This is a genomic window from Methanoregula sp. (assembly GCF_049690535.1).
GTDB lineage: Archaea > Halobacteriota > Methanomicrobia > Methanomicrobiales > Methanospirillaceae > Methanoregula.
Window position 1 is genome coordinate 1 of record NZ_JBAVMX010000063.1, and the last position, 16966, is coordinate 16966.

The window sequence follows — 16966 nt, forward strand, 5'->3', positions numbered from 1 at the left end:
GGATTATTCTGAATAGAGCATCTGCACGAGTTTCTCCGCTGATTCCCTGGTGATACCCATATCAAAGATTGTAAAGCGTTCCGGGCGGATAGTCTTTGCCATCAGGAGCGCCTCGACTGCGACATCATCACTGATTCCAAGATCCGCCGGTGTTGTCGGGGCGCCGATTGTCTTGAGAGACTGCCGGATCCCCCGCCAGTCGCCACCGTGCAGGTACATTGAGATAATCGTACCAATCCCGCAACTCTCCCCATGCAGCGCCTTTCCCGGGGCAAGCCTGTCAAGGGCATGGGAGAACTTGTGTTCCCCGCCGCTTGCCGGCCGGGACGATCCCGCAATACTCATCGCGACCCCGCTCGACACAAGTGCTTTCGTAACGAACCACGCAGACTGTTCCTGGTGAGGCTTGATGAGATCTGCATTTTTGACAAGGATCTCCGCGGTCATCTTTGAAAGGGCAATCGCGTACTCGCTCATCGGCTCACCCTTGATCCGGTGGGCCAGCTCCCAGTCAAGGATCGCTGTATAATTGGAGATTACATCCGCACAGCCGGCCGCGAGAAGCCGGTGCGGGGCAGACGCAATAATACCGGTATCCGCGATAATGGCGATAGGGGGATGCGCATCAAGAGAGACATTGCCGTCACCGGTGGGAACCGAAGCCCGGGCGGATGCGATCCCGTCATGGGATGCCGCGGTCGGGACAGAGACAAACTGCCGGTCGATGTTGTACGACACGATCTTTGCTGTATCAATCACCCTGCCCCCCCCGACCCCGACCACAAAGTCAACTCCATCGGCAACGCTCTCGGCTTGCCTGATGATCTTCGGGTTGATCTCTTCAGCAATGAAGACTTTTACCGTGCCGGTACTGGAGAGCAGATCCTGAACGGTCCGTCCCGCCCGTTCCATGGTACTTTTGCCTGAGATCAGGAGACAGGATCTGCCCAGTTTTAGGTCTTCACAGACCGGGGTGATCTGGTTGAGGACATCGTGACCGATCACCACATCACGGGGTAACTGCATCCATTTGGACTTGTCAAAGACCTTCTCTTTAAGTACTTTTATAGTATCTGAGCTCATCCGGATTATGAATGATTAGTGATTTCATATACAAATACTACATCGATCCTGTCAAGTACGGCGAGCCGTATAATATTGTCGAGACGCTCACCTACGCAATTATCCTAATTATCGGCGTGTATTTGTTGTACCGCTGGTTCTCGAATTCGACCTGGCTTTCAGAGCACGGCATAAAACTGGATTCCGGGTTCATCCTGGCAACGATTCCGTACGTGGTGCTCGGCGGCGTGCTCCGGGTGATCCAGGATGCCGGCATGGTCACGGGAGACTGGCAGTACCTGATCGTTACCCCCCCGATCTATTTTGTGCTGTTCTTCTTTGTGCTCGGGATGATCTTTCTGGGAGGCGTACTTAAGAAAAACGGCCTGATCAAAAATTTCCTGACATTTTATGCGTTTATCGGCTGCATCGCGGTCTTTGTCATCTCACTTATTCTTCTTTCCTGGGGCATGGTCCACGGCCATGTCGATCTTTTCATCCTCTCGGTAATCCCGCTCATGGCGATCACATCAACGGTGCTGGTCTGGGCCTGCATGCGATATATCCTCAAGTGGGAGTATGTCAGCGACCCGCTTTTCCTTGTCCTCATTTTCGGGCAGATGCTGGATGCCAGTGCCACCAGTTACGGGCTTACCTTCCACCCGGCAGTACACTATATTGAGCAGCACGTGGTCGGGTCAAACCTCATTGAGATGACCGGTACCGCTTTTATCATGTATCCGCTCAAACTGGTCGTCCTCTTCCCGGCTATCTACATCATGCAGCTCTATCGCAAGGAGGCAAATCCGACCTTCTGGCATCTCGTGCTTTTAGCGATGATTGTAGTCGGCCTCGCCCCGGGTGTCCGCGACATGATCCGGATGGTACTCTATGTCTGATACCGGTATACCGTATACCCCGGGGCATTCCCCGCTCGGGAATGCCATTATCATTACGGTTCTTCTTTTTCTTGTTGCAATGGTTGTGGGATGGATCGGAACCGTGCACAACCCCTCAATCGGTGACGACCTGATCAAGATCTTCCAGAAAGAGGTCGCCGGCCAGATCACCATCAGCGACCCTGTCGATACGTGCGCCAAGCTCTTTGCGAACAATCTCGAAGCCTGTATCCTGCTCTTTTTGGGAGGGGCATCGTTCGGTCTCATCACACTCTTTATTATGAGCCTGAACGGAATTGTGATCGGCGCAGTCACCGAGATAATCAGCCACGGCCATTCGGCGATATTTATTGCCGCTGCCCTGCTTCCCCATGGGATCTTCGAGATCCCCGCATTCATCATAGCCGGGGCGCTCGGGTTTTGTATGGCTCAGTCACTTATCGCCGAATGGTACGGGGCTGCCGATACAGCTGCCGATGCAGGACGGCTGGCCCGGCTCTTTCTCCTGTACGTGCTGCCTCTTATCGCAGTGGCGGCAGTAGTCGAGGCTTTTATTACGCCGGCAGTCATACAATTGGTAGCTTAAGAGGTCTTTTTATGGACGAAGATGCGGGCGCCCTGCCAAAAAAGGTGGATTTTTCCGAATGGTATAACGAACTTCTGTGGCGTGCTGAGATCATGGACGTCCGCTATCCCGTAAAAGGGCTCTACGTATGGTTCCCGTACGGATTTGCAATCCGCAAATTTGTGTACCAGCGCCTGCACGAACTGCTTGACCGGGATCACAAGGAGACGCTCTTTCCCCTGCTCATCCCTGAGCAGGAGTTCATGAAAGAGGCAGAGCACATCAAGGGCTTCGAGAACGAGGTCTACTGGGTGACGCACGGCGGTACAACCCCGCTTGATGTGAAACTGGCGCTCCGCCCGACAAGCGAGACGGCGATCTACCCGATGTTTGCCCTCTGGGTGCGTTCCCATGCAGATCTCCCGATCAAGATCTACCAGGTAGTAAACACGTTCCGGTACGAGACCAAGCAGACCCGCCCGATGATCCGGGCCCGCGAGATCACGTCGTTCATGGAATCGCACACGGTTCATGCAACATGGGACGAGGCGGAGGAGCAGGTGGAGTCCGAAATAGCACTCTCCCGCGAGTTTTACCAGAGTCTCTGCATCCCGATCATTATCTCGAAACGCCCGGACTGGGACAAGTTCCCCGGCGCCGATTATACGATCGCTGTCGACACGATCATGCCAAACGGCAAAACCCTCCAGATCGGCACCGTCCACCATCTCGGCGATCATTTCTCGAAAACATTCTCCATCCAGTACGAGGACAAAAATGGGGAGCAAAAGTGTGCATACCAGACCTGCTACGGGATCTCGGAACGCTGTATTGCGGCACTGATCTCCATGCACGGCGATGACAAGGGCCTGATCCTCCCCCCGGCAGTCGCAACACTCCAGGCAGTAATCGTGCCGATCACGATCGGTAAACGGCACGATGATGTGATGGCCGCTGCGGAAAAACTCAAAAACGATCTTGAAGCGGCCGGGTTTCGGGTGAACCTAGATACCCGCGACATGCGGCCGGGAGCAAAATATTACTGGTGGGAACTCCGGGGCGTCCCGCTCAGGCTCGAACTCGGGCCAAGGGATCTCGATGCCGGTAAAGCGATGGCAGTAAAACGGGGTGGTGATAAAACCACCATTTCGCTTGCAACGGCAGCTGATGATGTCAACCGGGTACTCGGAGAGATAACAGAAGAAATCCGGGCAAAAGCCGAGGAGCACACGAAATCACATCTCTGCACGGTTGATTCGATGGATGCCTTGAATTCAGCCCTCAATGAGGGAAAAGTTGCAGTCGTCCACTGGTGCCGTGAGCGGGGATGCGGGGATGCCATTGAAGAGAAGGCGAACTCAAGCCTGCTCGGGACAGATGTCCGGTCCGAATATGTCGAGGCCACTGACGGCCCCTGTATCATCTGCAAAAAGCCGGGCAAAGCCACTCTTGTCGGACGGACATACTGAATTTCCGGAATTTTTAATAGCGTCGTTCATCACAATAAGTATTTTTTTCTTTATTCAGGAGATGTAGCGCAAGCGTCCCACACGGGCACAGGGAAACCCGGATTTATCAGGAAAAGGCATCTGCAGGATACACGTTCTGACCACGATGAATACCTGTTGAGGGGGATGGTGGGAGTAGTCCGGGGCCATAACACCAATGATTACCCGGAAAAATTCCTTTACCCCAACACCGCATTCAGGTATCAGGGGGTTTATTGCTGATGTTAAATACGGGGACACTCATACAGGGAAAAGAGACTTCCGTGCGTTAAGGTTATGAGAGAATACCGCCCCCTATTTACACAAACAATCGCGTGCCCGGTGGCACAACCCGGAAACTATACAAGAGGGTGTACATGAAATCGTTGAGCGCGACCGTAATCATGCTGGCACTGATGGTAGTATCTTTAAGTCTGCCGGCATCCGCCGCGCTCACCGTACTAACCAGCGGCCCCCAGACCATTGCACGGGCAGATACGGTTATGTTTGCAGGCACCGGCGCACAGAATGGTTCAATGATTCTCTGGATTGTCGGGAGAAATTACTTTGATACTAAAACGGCAACCACGGATAAAAAAGGAAATTTCACCTTTCTTATAAAACCCCAGGAGTCCACCCTGTTCTCTAGCGGGGAATATGCGTTTTTAATCCAGGATCCCGGGGCCGATAAAAGTATCGAGATTGCCCCGCTGGTCTGGAGCGATGGCATACGTATTGCCGATCGGGGAAAAGTCATCACTAATATCGGGCAAAAAACATCGTTCCCGGCGGATATCAGTCAGGTCGCTTCTACCATCCTCAATGTATCGGCACGTCCGGACGTTGACGATATCTTCACCCCGTATTATTTTTACGTTGACGATCCGTACATACGATTCAACCGGGTCGGTGAAAGCGGTCCCGGTAAGCTGCCTGACCAGACCACCGGTGAAGCGCTCCTGATCACGGGTACAACAAATATAGGTCCGGAGAACCTGCTCCTGGTAGAGATCAGAAATACAAGTTCCAACGAGCTGATCACGTCAAGTAAAATTCCGGTGGAGAGTGGCACCAATACAAACCAGTGGACCTATTCGCTCGACGAACCCGGCCTGCCGGCCGGCTCGTATAATGTGACTATCAGCGAAAACAAATTCACCACATCGGGTGAGGCATCCGCCCAGCTCACGGTTCTCCAATATCGTATGGCAGATACACCTTCATCACCCCTGCAACCGCCGGAGCTGCCGGTTGGTGAGACCCTCTATAGTGTCTTCCTGCCCATTCTCATCAGTTTTGCCGCTCTGGTGATCATCGGGATTATCATGCTGGTATCCTTGCGGAAGTAAGACCCAGGGCGTGAGGACACCAAGGCGATTATTCCGTATACACAAACCTGAATTCATCGAGGTGATGTAACAGAACAAAAAGAGCCCGATGAAGGGGTAATCCATCAAGAAAATTCAGTTAAAAAAATTGGGAGTACATTAACACTGGTCACACACGTACTGGATGCGGACCGAGGTGTGGCGCATATCCCCGGTAATCCGTTTTCGACCTCTCCGCACAAAGAGCCTATTGCACTTCGCACATCGTTTGGGCCGGAGCCGATCAAGAACCCCCATGGGGAGTTCAAGAGAGAACTCCGTTTTTGTCCACTCTTCCGGGGGTTTGTCTGCATTTTGCTCGTAATTTGAGACAAACTCCATGATCTGCGAAGGTGGAACCCCAAGATCGACGAACTTTTTGAAAACAAAATAATTGAAGATCAGCCAGGAAAGGTCGGATCGATCCAGGATCCCGTCATACTCACTAATTGACTCGTCGAAGTCCTCCAGTGAACAGCCGCACAGAGGGCATTTGCCGCCCACGAGTTCATCAAGAAAAACCTCTTCCTGGCAACCAGGACAGGTCGTGTGAGGGGCATGCATGCGTGATGTCATTGTTATCTCCGTTCAGGGGTATCTCATAGGAAGGATGTGAGAAATAAAAATCATCCTTTTTGTCTGTTTACTTTTCAGATCATGCATGTGCCGGGGGGGCACTTATAGGTATCATCCTTGCACATTCACCCCGATAATATCTTTTTGGTACAACCATGTGATCAGGAGGCTTCCGGCTCCGGGGGTTCCATTACCAGGGTGCCGAAGATGACCTTTTCCAGCACCTGCGAAACGTAGCGGATGTGCATCGCCTTCTCCAAATCCTCGTTCCGGTGGATATCAGCATAGAGCTGGAGACGCAGGAGCGCAAAACGGAACCGGTCGAGCGTCTCATCATCAAGTTTCATGGCTTCACGGTAAACCGGTTCGAGAAGATCGGGAAACGCTTGCGGGTTTTCCAGGCATGCGATAACCGGCTCATAAATGGGGAGGGGAGCTGATTTTCCGGACAGTATCCGCTGGTAGTCCATGCTGGTTTATCCCTCAACGACTTTTATGAGCGCTTCCATGATCTTGTCCACGCTCGCCCATGTTGCACTGTCACCGCGCCGGATAATAAACGGCCGCCCCTCGTCCCCGGCTTTGCGCATATCAATATCGATCGGGATCGCGCCAAGGAACGGAACAGAGAACTCTTCTGCGATCTTTTTGCCCCCTCCTTTCCCGAAGAGATCGATCTCCTTGCCGCAGTGGGGGCAAAGCATCCCGCTCATGTTCTCGATAACACCAAGGACTGGCAGGCCGAGTTTTTCCACGAATTTTATTGCTTTTTTGGAATCAAGCGTCGCGACATCTTGGGGTGTTGTCACGATCACTGCACCGCGCACGTTAGGCGCGAGCTGGGCAATGGTAAGGGCCTCGTCACCGGTCCCCGGGGGAAGATCCACGACAAGGTAGTCGAGAGATCCCCAGTTGACTTCTGTAAGGAACTGGTTGATTGCCGCCATCTTCATAGGCCCACGCCAGATGATCGGCGTGCTCTTGTCCGGCAGCAGGAATGCCATCGATATGACTGAGAGCGACCCGGTGACATGGACCGGTTCGATCCGGTTCCCAAGTGTCGAAAGCTTGTGATCCTCGATCCCGAGCATCTTTGGGATGTTGGGGCCGTGCATATCAAGATCCAGAAGACCGACATGATAGCCGTGGCTGGAGAGTGCATATGCAAGGTTCACGGATACGGTCGATTTTCCTACACCGCCTTTCCCCGAGAGTACAAGGATAACGTGTTTCACGTCAATGTCTGCCTTGGGAGGAAGTCCGGGTTTTGCATCCGAGCAGTTTCCGGCAGTCGCGCAGCTGGAGCATTCGTGGGAGCAGGAATCTTTCGTGGGTTTTTCCGGTATGGTACCGGCAGGTTTCTTTGCCATGGGGTTGCCTCTGGAGTACCATACGGTACTTCTATCCACTATCGTTCTCTTTTTTAGACAATAAAGATGTGGAGATGATGACAGCCCCGGCAGAGAATGAGGAGGCGTTATTCCGGTATGCAGCCAATCCCTTGGGAGTAACAGGTCATATTCACCACCGGTATCTTATCCCGTGCATCCGGCCAATGCACGACAAGCCGGTTATTATCCCTCCGGACAAGCATGGCATTCCCCTCTCTATCGGCTGTGCCACAGAACGGTGAATAAAGAGTATGTTTATGAGGCCTGCAGTTTATGATGGAAGTACAGGATGTGAAGACCATATGGAACCCTTAAACATACGAATTTCAGTCAGAAACCTCCCCAGTGCGTACACCTGCGACGGGGAAGATAAATCACCGGAGATCGATGTCGGCGGTGTGAATGTCGAGCATTCAAAATGTCTTGCTATCATCTGTAATGATCCCGATGCACCCGGTGGCGGCGGTTTTATCCACTGGCTGGCATGGAATATAGAACTGGTAAAACTTATTCCGGAAAAGATCCCACAAGATCCCGTAATTACCTTCCCGGTAAAGGCCGTACAGGGAACAAACAGTTTTGGGAAGATCGGGTATTCTGGCCCCTGCCCCCCCCACGGCCAGACGCACCGGTATTTCTTCAAAGTTTACGGTCTGGATGCCGAACTTGATCTTGCACCCGGTGCAGCAAAAGAAGAGTTTTTGCGAGCCATTGGCGGACATGTCGTCCAGTACGGCGAGACCTACGTGACCTACGGGAGATAACCTGTTAGGCATACCCGTGAAGTGGATCAATACACTCAAAGGTCAACAACGGACAGCTTCACTCTGCCGGTGCATTTCCCCGGACTGCGTCGGGATAGATTCCCCCCTTTTTTCCTTGGTGCCATGAATCGGGACTGGCGCTTCAAAGGGTGTCAACCTTAAAAATCCCTGCCTGCGTATAGTGACGTTAAGCATGTCAGAGGATCGGGAACAAGGCAGCCTGGACCACAAAAGTGATTCGCGGATTTACCGGTATACGCAACAACGCGAAGCCCTGCTCTCGTCCCACGCTGCATGGAGTGATCGGGCAGTGCGGCGGAAGAACCGGAAGCCGGAAGATATCCGTACCCCTTATTCGAGGGATGCCGATCGGATCATCCACACCCGGGCATATTCACGGTATATCGACAAGACTCAGGTCTTTTATCTGGTCGAGAACGATCATATCACCCACCGAGTGATCCATGTCCAGCTCGTCTCGAAGATTGCCCGTACTATCGGGCGATGCCTGCGCCTCAACGAGGATCTCATCGAGGCAATCGCACTCGGGCATGACATCGGTCACATCCCGTACGGGCATTTCGGCGAGTCATGCCTCTCGGATCTCTGCGAAAAACACGGGATCGGGAAATTTTTCCACAATGTGCAGAGTGTCAGGTTTCTTGACCGTATTGAGGATCAGGACCTGACCATGCAGGTACTGGACGGAATCCTCTGCCATAACGGGGAGACCGATGACGTCCAGATCTCCCCCGAACCATGCCCGGACTGGGATGCCTTCGATAGTAAAGTCAAGGCCAATGCAGACGGGATCAGATCCGGGGCACCGATGACACTGGAAGGCTGTGTCGTGAAATTTGCCGATACGATCGCCTATATCGGGCGCGATCTCCAGGATGCGCAGGAGGTCGGTCTCATAAACACAACAAATGACATCCCCGCGGAGTGCAAAGAGGTTCTGGGATCCGATAACCGTGCCATCATCGATACCCTGATCCACGATCTGCTCGATCACAGTGACGCTGACCGTGAGGGCTTTATCTCTTACAGCCCGGAGGTGGAACACGCACTGGTAACTCTCCGTGCCTTTTCACGGGAACGGATTTACAACAACCCGAACCTGACCGCAGAGAGGGAGAAGATCAAAACCATGTACCGCATCCTGTTTTTGAAGTATCTTGAGGATGCTGATGCGGAGCGTCGTGATTCAAAAATTTTTACGGAATTTGCCGGTTCGCCATGGGTCAGCCAGGATTACCTGCGCTCAATATCCCCTGCCGGGCTCGTCCGTGATTTTATCGCCGGTATGACCGACCGGTATTTCCTGAAACGTTTTGAGGAATGCGTACTTCCGCGCCGGGTCGAGGGTAAATTCCGGTAACCGGGCGCTGGTCAGTCGTACTTGCCCTTCGGGTGCGCCCAGCCGGTGAACCCGCAGTATATGCACCCGACACCCTCACACTCGAGGCAGATTTTTTTTGGCGCAAGGACAAGGACAGTTCCCGTTTTGTTGCAGTATGTGCACCCGATCCCATCGCAGTGCCCGCAAATCGCCGGCTCGTAGTTTTTCAGAACGTCCGCCATATGGTCACCTCTCCGGCTTACGCATCATCCTCATCAAGATAGCGGGAGAGGGCATCCAGCAATTCGTCTGCAGACTGGTACCGGTCTGCAGGATTTTTTGCCAAGCATTTCAAGATAATCTTCTCTACAGCCTCGGCTTCAGGATTATATTCTGTCGGTGGTGTCGGATCTTCCCGGACGATCGCGTTTCCCACCTCAACGATACTCTCCCCGCCAAACGGTATCGACCCGGTGACCAGTTCGTAGAAGAGTGCACCCAGCTGGTAGATATCCGTGCGGACATCAGTCCTGCCAAATTCCGCAGGAGAGACCTGTTCAGGTGCTGCGTACGAGAGCGAGAACCCGGCAACACTTGACTTTTCCATCGTTGTCGCAATAACCTTGCTCATGCCCCAGTCCGTAATTTTCGGGACAAATTCGCCGGTCACCAGAATATTATGCGGCTTGATGTCACGGTGGATGATCCCATGGGCATGAGCGTACGCGAGTCCGTCCGTAATCCCGTGGACGAGATGCACGGCCTTCCAGACCGGCAGGGGTTTTTTCACCACCTCAAGCGATCCGGGCACATACTCCATCTCGACATACGGGACCGGCAGTATGTTAACCTCCAGTACTTCGACGATATTTTTATGCCGGAGCGTCTGCCATGCAGCGATCTCGTTCAAGAAACACTTGCCGGTCACTTCGTCAAAACTGATAGGGATCTTGACCGCAACCAGCCGGTTGTCAGATTTACGGTGTGCGGCAAAGACATGGGCAACTCCCCCCCGCCCGATATGCCTGATATCCATATACCGGCTCTCAAGTTCCGGTGGGAAATAGAATTTCGGACCGGATACCGGTGGTGTTTCCCCGGGAGTTGGTACGACCTCAGTTTCGGCTACCGGCACCGTCACTTCCGATGATGCGTCTGGATGCAGGGGAATATTCGCATGAAGATCTTCTTCATTGCCCTTCAGGTCAAGAACTGGGCGGGGATGCGTCTCTTCTGAAGGAATACGATTTTCCGGGTAGCGCTCCGTATGCTTTTTACGAGATCTGATGTAGAGCAGGCCCCCGGCTCCCGCGATACACACCAAGAGCACCAGTACAACAAGCCCGACACCCGATCTGCCGTTGTTGTCACTGCCTGGTGCAGGTCTGTTGTCAGTTGCAGATGCACCCTGCCCGGGTGGTGCAGTGTTCAGGGGGCTCACCGAAGTCGTTGTCTGGACAAGAGCCCCGGAGGCGGCAGGCTGGACCTGAGAATAATACTCAATAGGATCCATGAGTGGGGCCGGATCAACTTCATTCTGGTTTGCCCCAGAGAGCGTGTTGCGATTTGTTAGGGGGCTCACAACATACGGGGTATCACCTATGCCGTCTGAGTTCTGGTCGGTTCCCCGGTAATCGCTCCAGTAGTTCCCCATCCTCGCGGTCAGAGTTTTTCCCAGGTACACGTAGGACATCACCGATGACGATGCCCACTGCGATCCGGTACTTCGTGACAGGACGTTCTCAGTATTGGAGAACGTGTTTAAGGTAATTGTATTGGCCGTGGATTTTTCATCAAGCGATATTCCAAGTGTGTTTTTGAGGATCCGGTTTCCCTCAATCAGGTTGTTGTCTGAATTCTGGAGGACGACCCCTGCACGGGAGCTGTCCGTTATGGTGTTACCGGTGACCGTATTATCACTTGCCGAGACAAAAACAATGCCCTCCACGTTACCCGAAAGAGTGTTATTCTCGATCGTGTTCCCGTTTGAATTAATGCGGATGCCACTCGCTGTCGCGCTGTTCTGGAGGGTAAAGCCCCCGACGGTACATCCATCCGCGCCAATTACAAGGGCAGCGCCCCGTTTTCCCGGATCAATAACCGGGGCTCCCCCTCCGGTGTCGACCCCGACAAGCGTGATCTTCTTGTCAATTTTGACCGTTTCAGGGTACGTCCCGCTCCTGACGATTATAGTATCAAGGGGCGATGCCCAGGTGACTGCATCCTGGATGCTGGTAAATCCCCCCCCCGAGGGTGCAACAATATACTGTGCCCCCGCTGCCGGAGGGACATATGCCGCAGTCATAAGCAGCGCCACTGCACAGCAGAGCAGGAAAAGATGGGGATGACGCATCATGTGGGAGTACCGGGGTTAAGGATCATTGTTCTTCAGCGGTCTTGTGACAGGGACAGGTGACTGCACCAGTATACGTGTGCAAGATTTGTACATTTATTTATGAATTTTGGGGATGATTAAGAGCAGCTTTGCCCCGCCGGCTCCTTTGGCAAATTCCAGGAGGTCGCCATCGTTGACCAGTGTGGGGACATGGGGTTCCAGCCGCGCATTATTCAGTACGGATCCACCGGTACTTCCGCAGTCTTCAAAGTACCAGGCATTCTTTTTTAAGAGAAATTTCCCGTGGGGTTTTGATATCCGGGTCACCGCTGTATAGACACCGGAAAGCTCGACATCTGCATCGCCGGTTGCATCTGCAGGACGTTCCGGGTCGATCCTCCCGACACGGACCGTGTCATTTCTCAAAAGGAAGATCCTGCCATCCTCCGGGCCGCCCAGTACAATTGCGGCAGGCACATTTCCCAGCACTTCCTGTGAGAGCGTACTTTTAACGGATTCCAGTCTTTTCGAGATCTCTCCCCCGATAATCTGGACACGCGTGTTGGAGAACAGCCCGAGGTTCCGGATAATGGATTCCAGGCCACCAGGCACAATCGAATACTGCCAGACCGGGTGAATGCCTTTTGAAGTGGGGGCACCAAGTCCTGCTCCCTTTTTTATCACCCCGATGCTCATGAGTTTGTCAAGGTGTTTTTTGGTGTTTTCGTAGCTGGTCTCGATCTCATGGGAGATCGACCGAGCGTCGCGGGGTTTTTTTTCGAGGAATTTTAGAATTTTAAGACGGGCGCTGCTGGAGAGCACATCCAGATATTCCGAAAGCTCGTCAAGCGATTCAGTAGTATCCTCAACAACAATCGTGGGAGACTTGTCTTCCGGGTCCATATTCTTCCTGAGTGGTACGTCGCTTTGCCGTCCTATAACCCTATGCACGTACAAAGGATTGGCTATGTCATTTTCAGTTATACTTCCCGTGAGCACCATGTAACCAGCGGGTTCAATGGTCTAACCCGTATCATGGGGGCAATATATCTGGCGTTGCAGGTAACAATGTGATCAGGTGATACCCGGGAATCATTCCAGTGTATTGCCGACCCATGAGAAAAACAAACGGAGGCACTTACATGGATACCGGCAAGATCATGATGGGAACGGCACTGCTCCTGATCATGGTCGGTCTGCTGGTACATCCTGTGGGTGCTGCAGAACCAGGAAACATTCCCACGGTTGGGCAGGGATATGTTACCTGGGAAACAGGATCCGTACCGGTATGCAGTGACCAATCCTGCATAACCGGGACCGGATCTTCCGGCTCCGCCACGCACCTGTACGAACGATTGACCATGTCACCCTCATCGATTCCATAGACTCTCGTTTTTGCACAAACGGGACCATGATGGACGGGCTGTCAGAGGGACTTAACAGATATGTAAACAACTACTCCGGCCGGTTCTGCAGAAGCGACGGGATCCGGCAGGGAATAATCCTGATACACATCCTCCAGGCTTTACAGGAAAAGCCACCCCATACTCTTATTTTTCTTCCCAACTTCCCCGTAAGATGATTCGATAAAAACCTGATATCCCACTGGCATATTCCTGTTTCCAGAGCAGAAAACGAATACCGGAATATTCCCGGGATCCACCATAAATCAGGTGTTTTCAGGAAAGAGACCATACCTCAAATTACAATCATGCTCCAAAATCAGCAGCCGGGGTATGAAACCACAAGATACCTGCACTGGATAAAAAAAGTTGTAACCCTGTAAGGGGGTATGTTTATCTCTTCTTGTTCATCGTCCTCGCAACGGCACAGGTCCCGGCAATTCCCAGTGCGGCAAGGGCAACCCATCCCGAAGAGGGCGATTTCTTTGTCGTAGTCGGGATCGGCGTCAATGGAGCGAGCGTGGGGGTCTTCGTAGTTGGGTGCAGAGTGTACGTAGGCAGGGGAGTTGTGGGCTGTGTGGTCGGAGTTGTGGGAGTAACCGGGACCGGGGTTGTGAGCTCCACGTTATCTATCCAGCCGGTAGCATATTGGCCCATCGTGCCATAATCACCGACAGAACCAATATAAATCCGGTTCATGCCCTTGAGAGATTCCTGAGTGGCGACATAATAACTCCAGACCTGCTCACCACTTGCCTTGTTGGTGACGATTTCGGTTACAACATCCGTGTCATCATTGTAATCCACCTCAACATGGTAGGTGGTGTTGAGAGCATACGTGACAGTCGGACCGCCATAGGAGGTGGTATCACTGCTCACCTCTTCCATTTTTGCACTCTGGGAGACGACGTGAAGCACCATGATCTGGCCGAATTTCGCATTGGGAAATTCCGTAACGACATTCGGCCCCTTATTGAAGTCCATATCGGTCCCGGAGAACCCCAGCCGGAACGTTGCACCCTGATCAACCTGCTGGAGCGTGACATCGTATTCAAGGGTAAACGATCCGCCGGTATAATCAATCGCAGGCGAATACGCAGAATTCTGGGTACTTGGTGAAATACCAAAATGGTATACTCCCTGTGCCTGGTCCCAGTAATCCGTGGACGGGTTGTTCGTTGTCCATTGCGGGTCCGTGGAAAAGGCAGTCTGGTAGAGGACCCCCGTATCAGCATAAATCGGAACTACCAGGAAGGTGAGTGCCGCGGCCAGTATCAGGATAAAGAAGATCTGTGGATGTTTCATAGAAATAACTCCCCATTATCAGATGACGATTATGAACATACGCCCGGGCGTACCGGAATATCCTTGCGGGCATATGATCACAAACACATAGTGTATTGATATTATGCTGCACCGCCGTTTTTAAAAATATCGACCCGCCCCGGAACAGGCACTATATTTATCTTCGAAATAAGGCAATATCATAGAGCAGTAGTAAAATGCGATAGTAGTCTAGCGGTAGGACAGGAGCTTCCCAAGCTTCTAACCCGGGTTCGATCCCCGGCTGTCGCATCAGTTGTTATGGACACGGAACCTGAACGTTGTGCGATGCGGATCATTGCCGAAAATACCCGGGGCGTGCTGCGGGATATCGCGACGGTAATTGCCGAACATGGGGCCAACATCCTCATGATAAACCAGGAGATCTTTGATTCCGGCCCCCATGCCGGAATGGGAGAACTCTATCTGGAATACGAGTCAGGTCCCGATCGCGAACAGCTGGTGCGCGATCTTGAGGCAATACAATCGGTCAGGGACGTAAAAAACTTCCAGCCATTTGGCGATATCTTCGGTTCACGGGTGATCATCATCGGCGGTGGTGCTCAGGTCGCACAGGTGGCTCTCGGTGCGGTAAACGAGGCAGACCGGCATAATATCCGGGGCGAGCGGATATCGGTGGATACCATCCCCCTTGTCGGCGAACGGACGCTCGCGCTCGCTGTTGATGCCGTCTCACGACTGCCCCGGGCCTCGATCCTCGTGCTCGCCGGGTCAATCATGGGCGGGGACATCTCAAAGGCGGTCGACCGTGTGCGTGAGGCCGGTATCCCGGTCATTGCCCTCAAGATGGCGGGAACCGTGCCCCAGCATGCCGATCTGGTCGTGACCGATCCGATCCAAGCAGGCGTTTTTGCCGTCATGCACGTAAGCAGCAAGGCAGTATTTGATATCAACCGGGTCCGCGGCAGGGAATTTTAATGGACCTGATCGAACGGGCCGTGTCGGTGCTGATGCATGACGGCCTCATCGTGTACCCGACCGATACTCTCTATGGCCTCGGCGCCGATGCCTTTTCAGAGGAAGCCATAGAGAAGGTCTACGAGGCAAAGAAACGGGATCTCGCAAAACCAATATCGATTGCGGTCTCTGACTTCGAGATGCTTGCCGCCGTCTCCCGCATCGACAGCCCCATGGAGGAGTTTATCAGGAAATTCCTGCCAGGGCCGGTGACCGTGGTGGTACCGGCACGCAGGACGATTCCCGGCATCCTGACCGGGGGCACGGGACTTATCGGCATCCGGATCCCGGCACATGACATTGCCTGGCAGGTTATCGAACGGTTCGATTCGCCCATAACTGCAACAAGCGCGAACCTGTCTGGTGGGAAAGACCCGCAGACCCCGGACGAATGCACGGTCCCCCACGATCTCCTTCTTGATGGGGGGAGACTGCCCGGAACGCCAAGCACGGTTGTCGATCTTACGACAAAAACGATCGTCCGCCGTGGTGCGAACGCAGAGACGATCGAAGCGTTCCTGGTCTCCTGTCAATAACGAGGCGGTTTTGTATGCTGCCGATCCGTCTTCGTGATTTTGTGGAAGATCTCGACGGCTGGCTCTATGCGGTCTCTGCCTACGACAACGAAATAAACGTCGGGTGCGTGCTCCGCTATGTCCCGGACAATGAGGGTGAGAGGGTCGGTCCCTCGGGCCAGCGGTACCGTAAATACGATTTTGAGGATGCCTATGCACGGATTGCACGGGAAAAACCGGCATATGCAGGGCTTATCCAGCGTATCCCCAGAACCGATCTGCACCGGGTGCTAAAACCGGATCTGGAGATTCCCCTTATTGCCGCATCGCACCCGAGGGTAAAAAAACTGCTCGACCTGTTCCGGCTGCCGCCGGGTGCAGTCGGCTGTACCGGGTCGCTCCTGTGCGGGCTTGAAAACGGGAGTTCGGATATTGATATGGTCGTGTACGGGGAGCACTGGTTTACCGCACAGGCACTTGTCAAACAGGGTATTGCCGATGGCAGGATCGAGGGCATGTCCCCGGAGATGTGGCGCAAGGTGTACGAGAAGCGCAAGCCTGAGATCCCCTACGAAGTCTTTGTACTCCATGAGCAGCGGAAGTGGAACCGGGGGCAGATTGAGGGCACCTATTTTGACATCCTCTATACACGATCCTACGATAAGCTCGCGGGTGCTCCTGCCGGGAAAGGAGAAGTCCTCGGGAAACAGACGATCGTGGCAACAGTGACCGATGCCTCGCTCGCGTTTGACAACCCGGCGGTCTACGAGATCGCACATGAATCGGTAACAAAAGTGCTCTCGTTTACCCATACATACAGTGGCCAGGCGCTCACAGGAGAGACGATCGAGGCCTGCGGGGTCCTTGAACAGCACGGTGCGGAACGCTGGCTCATTGTCGGGACGACCCGCGAGGCAAAAGGAGAATATATCCTGTCAAAGACCCTGCTTCGTGAGTAA

Annotated in this window: 18 protein-coding genes and 1 tRNA gene; 11 read left to right on the top strand and 8 right to left on the bottom strand. The window is 53.3% G+C overall.

Annotation, left to right across the window (positions count from 1 at the left end; all coding sequences use genetic code 11):
* Positions 1-3: 3 nt before the first annotated feature.
* The gene (locus WCE46_RS04650) at positions 4-1083 is read right to left on the bottom strand and encodes an NAD(P)-dependent glycerol-1-phosphate dehydrogenase (RefSeq protein ID WP_424732533.1); all 1080 of its coding nucleotides are present in this window, start codon (positions 1081-1083) and stop codon (positions 4-6) included.
* Between the two features lie 11 nt (positions 1084-1094).
* On the opposite strand from WCE46_RS04650, the gene WCE46_RS04655 reads away from it, so the two are divergent.
* The 4 genes from WCE46_RS04655 (at position 1095) to WCE46_RS04670 (ending at position 5362) form a co-directional block, all read left to right on the top strand.
* On the top strand, positions 1095-1961 hold the full coding sequence (locus WCE46_RS04655; RefSeq protein WP_424732534.1) for a DUF63 family protein: 867 nt from the start codon (positions 1095-1097) through the stop codon (positions 1959-1961).
* Positions 1954-2547, top strand: a complete 594-nt coding sequence (locus tag WCE46_RS04660; protein ID WP_424732535.1) for a stage II sporulation protein M — start codon at positions 1954-1956, stop codon at positions 2545-2547. The genes WCE46_RS04655 and WCE46_RS04660 overlap by 8 nt, the downstream gene beginning before the upstream one ends.
* A gap of 11 nt (positions 2548-2558) precedes the next feature.
* Positions 2559-3995 carry a proline--tRNA ligase gene (proS, locus tag WCE46_RS04665; protein WP_424732536.1) on the top strand — a complete coding sequence of 479 codons (1437 nt, stop codon included), beginning with the start codon at positions 2559-2561 and terminating at the stop codon, positions 3993-3995.
* 395 nt (positions 3996-4390) lie between these two features.
* Positions 4391-5362: a hypothetical protein gene (locus WCE46_RS04670; protein WP_424732537.1), complete on the top strand. Its 972-nt coding sequence runs from the start codon at positions 4391-4393 to the stop codon at positions 5360-5362.
* Between the two features lie 138 nt (positions 5363-5500).
* On the opposite strand, the gene WCE46_RS04675 is transcribed toward WCE46_RS04670, so the two are convergent.
* The 3 genes from WCE46_RS04675 to WCE46_RS04685 all read right to left on the bottom strand — a co-directional run bounded on the left by WCE46_RS04675 (position 5501) and on the right by WCE46_RS04685 (position 7326).
* Complete coding sequence (locus WCE46_RS04675) at positions 5501-5956, bottom strand: hypothetical protein (RefSeq protein ID WP_424732538.1); 456 nt, start codon at positions 5954-5956, stop codon at positions 5501-5503.
* Positions 5957-6117: 161 nt separating this feature from the next.
* On the bottom strand, positions 6118-6426 hold the full coding sequence (locus tag WCE46_RS04680; RefSeq protein ID WP_424732539.1) for a hypothetical protein: 309 nt from the start codon (positions 6424-6426) through the stop codon (positions 6118-6120).
* 6 nt (positions 6427-6432) lie between these two features.
* Positions 6433-7326, bottom strand: a complete 894-nt coding sequence (locus tag WCE46_RS04685) for an Mrp/NBP35 family ATP-binding protein (RefSeq protein WP_424732540.1) — start codon at positions 7324-7326, stop codon at positions 6433-6435.
* A 74-nt stretch (positions 7327-7400) separates the two neighbouring features.
* Here WCE46_RS04685 and WCE46_RS04690 point away from each other — a divergent pair, with 74 nt between their 5' ends.
* The 3 genes from WCE46_RS04690 (at position 7401) to WCE46_RS04700 (ending at position 9492) form a co-directional block, all read left to right on the top strand.
* Positions 7401-7589 carry a hypothetical protein gene (locus WCE46_RS04690; protein WP_424732541.1) on the top strand — a complete coding sequence of 63 codons (189 nt, stop codon included), beginning with the start codon at positions 7401-7403 and terminating at the stop codon, positions 7587-7589.
* A 60-nt stretch (positions 7590-7649) separates the two neighbouring features.
* Positions 7650-8111, top strand: coding sequence for a YbhB/YbcL family Raf kinase inhibitor-like protein (locus WCE46_RS04695; protein WP_424732542.1), 462 nt, complete (start codon positions 7650-7652; stop codon positions 8109-8111).
* Between the two features lie 193 nt (positions 8112-8304).
* Positions 8305-9492 carry a deoxyguanosinetriphosphate triphosphohydrolase family protein gene (locus WCE46_RS04700; protein WP_424732543.1) on the top strand — a complete coding sequence of 396 codons (1188 nt, stop codon included), beginning with the start codon at positions 8305-8307 and terminating at the stop codon, positions 9490-9492.
* 11 nt (positions 9493-9503) lie between these two features.
* On the opposite strand, the gene WCE46_RS04705 is transcribed toward WCE46_RS04700, so the two are convergent.
* The 4 genes from WCE46_RS04705 to WCE46_RS04720 all read right to left on the bottom strand — a co-directional run bounded on the left by WCE46_RS04705 (position 9504) and on the right by WCE46_RS04720 (position 14496).
* A complete protein-coding gene (locus WCE46_RS04705) occupies positions 9504-9695 on the bottom strand; it encodes a hypothetical protein (protein WP_424732544.1) in 192 nt (63 codons plus the stop codon).
* 17 nt (positions 9696-9712) lie between these two features.
* Positions 9713-11809, bottom strand: a complete 2097-nt coding sequence (locus tag WCE46_RS04710; RefSeq protein WP_424732545.1) for a protein kinase domain-containing protein — start codon at positions 11807-11809, stop codon at positions 9713-9715.
* Positions 11810-11902: 93 nt separating this feature from the next.
* A complete protein-coding gene (locus tag WCE46_RS04715) occupies positions 11903-12691 on the bottom strand; it encodes an FHA domain-containing protein (RefSeq protein ID WP_424732546.1) in 789 nt (262 codons plus the stop codon).
* Between the two features lie 893 nt (positions 12692-13584).
* Positions 13585-14496 carry a hypothetical protein gene (locus WCE46_RS04720; protein ID WP_424732547.1) on the bottom strand — a complete coding sequence of 304 codons (912 nt, stop codon included), beginning with the start codon at positions 14494-14496 and terminating at the stop codon, positions 13585-13587.
* A gap of 199 nt (positions 14497-14695) precedes the next feature.
* On the opposite strand from WCE46_RS04720, the gene WCE46_RS04725 reads away from it, so the two are divergent.
* The 4 genes from WCE46_RS04725 to WCE46_RS04740 all read left to right on the top strand — a co-directional run bounded on the left by WCE46_RS04725 (position 14696) and on the right by WCE46_RS04740 (position 16966).
* A tRNA-Gly gene (locus WCE46_RS04725) sits at positions 14696-14766 on the top strand.
* A 9-nt stretch (positions 14767-14775) separates the two neighbouring features.
* Positions 14776-15453, top strand: coding sequence for a DUF5612 domain-containing protein (locus tag WCE46_RS04730; RefSeq protein ID WP_424732548.1), 678 nt, complete (start codon positions 14776-14778; stop codon positions 15451-15453).
* A complete protein-coding gene (locus WCE46_RS04735; protein ID WP_424732549.1) occupies positions 15453-16028 on the top strand; it encodes an L-threonylcarbamoyladenylate synthase in 576 nt (191 codons plus the stop codon). Before WCE46_RS04730 ends, WCE46_RS04735 begins: the two co-directional genes overlap by 1 nt.
* A gap of 14 nt (positions 16029-16042) precedes the next feature.
* Positions 16043-16966, top strand: coding sequence for a DNA polymerase subunit beta (locus tag WCE46_RS04740; RefSeq protein WP_424732550.1), 924 nt, complete (start codon positions 16043-16045; stop codon positions 16964-16966).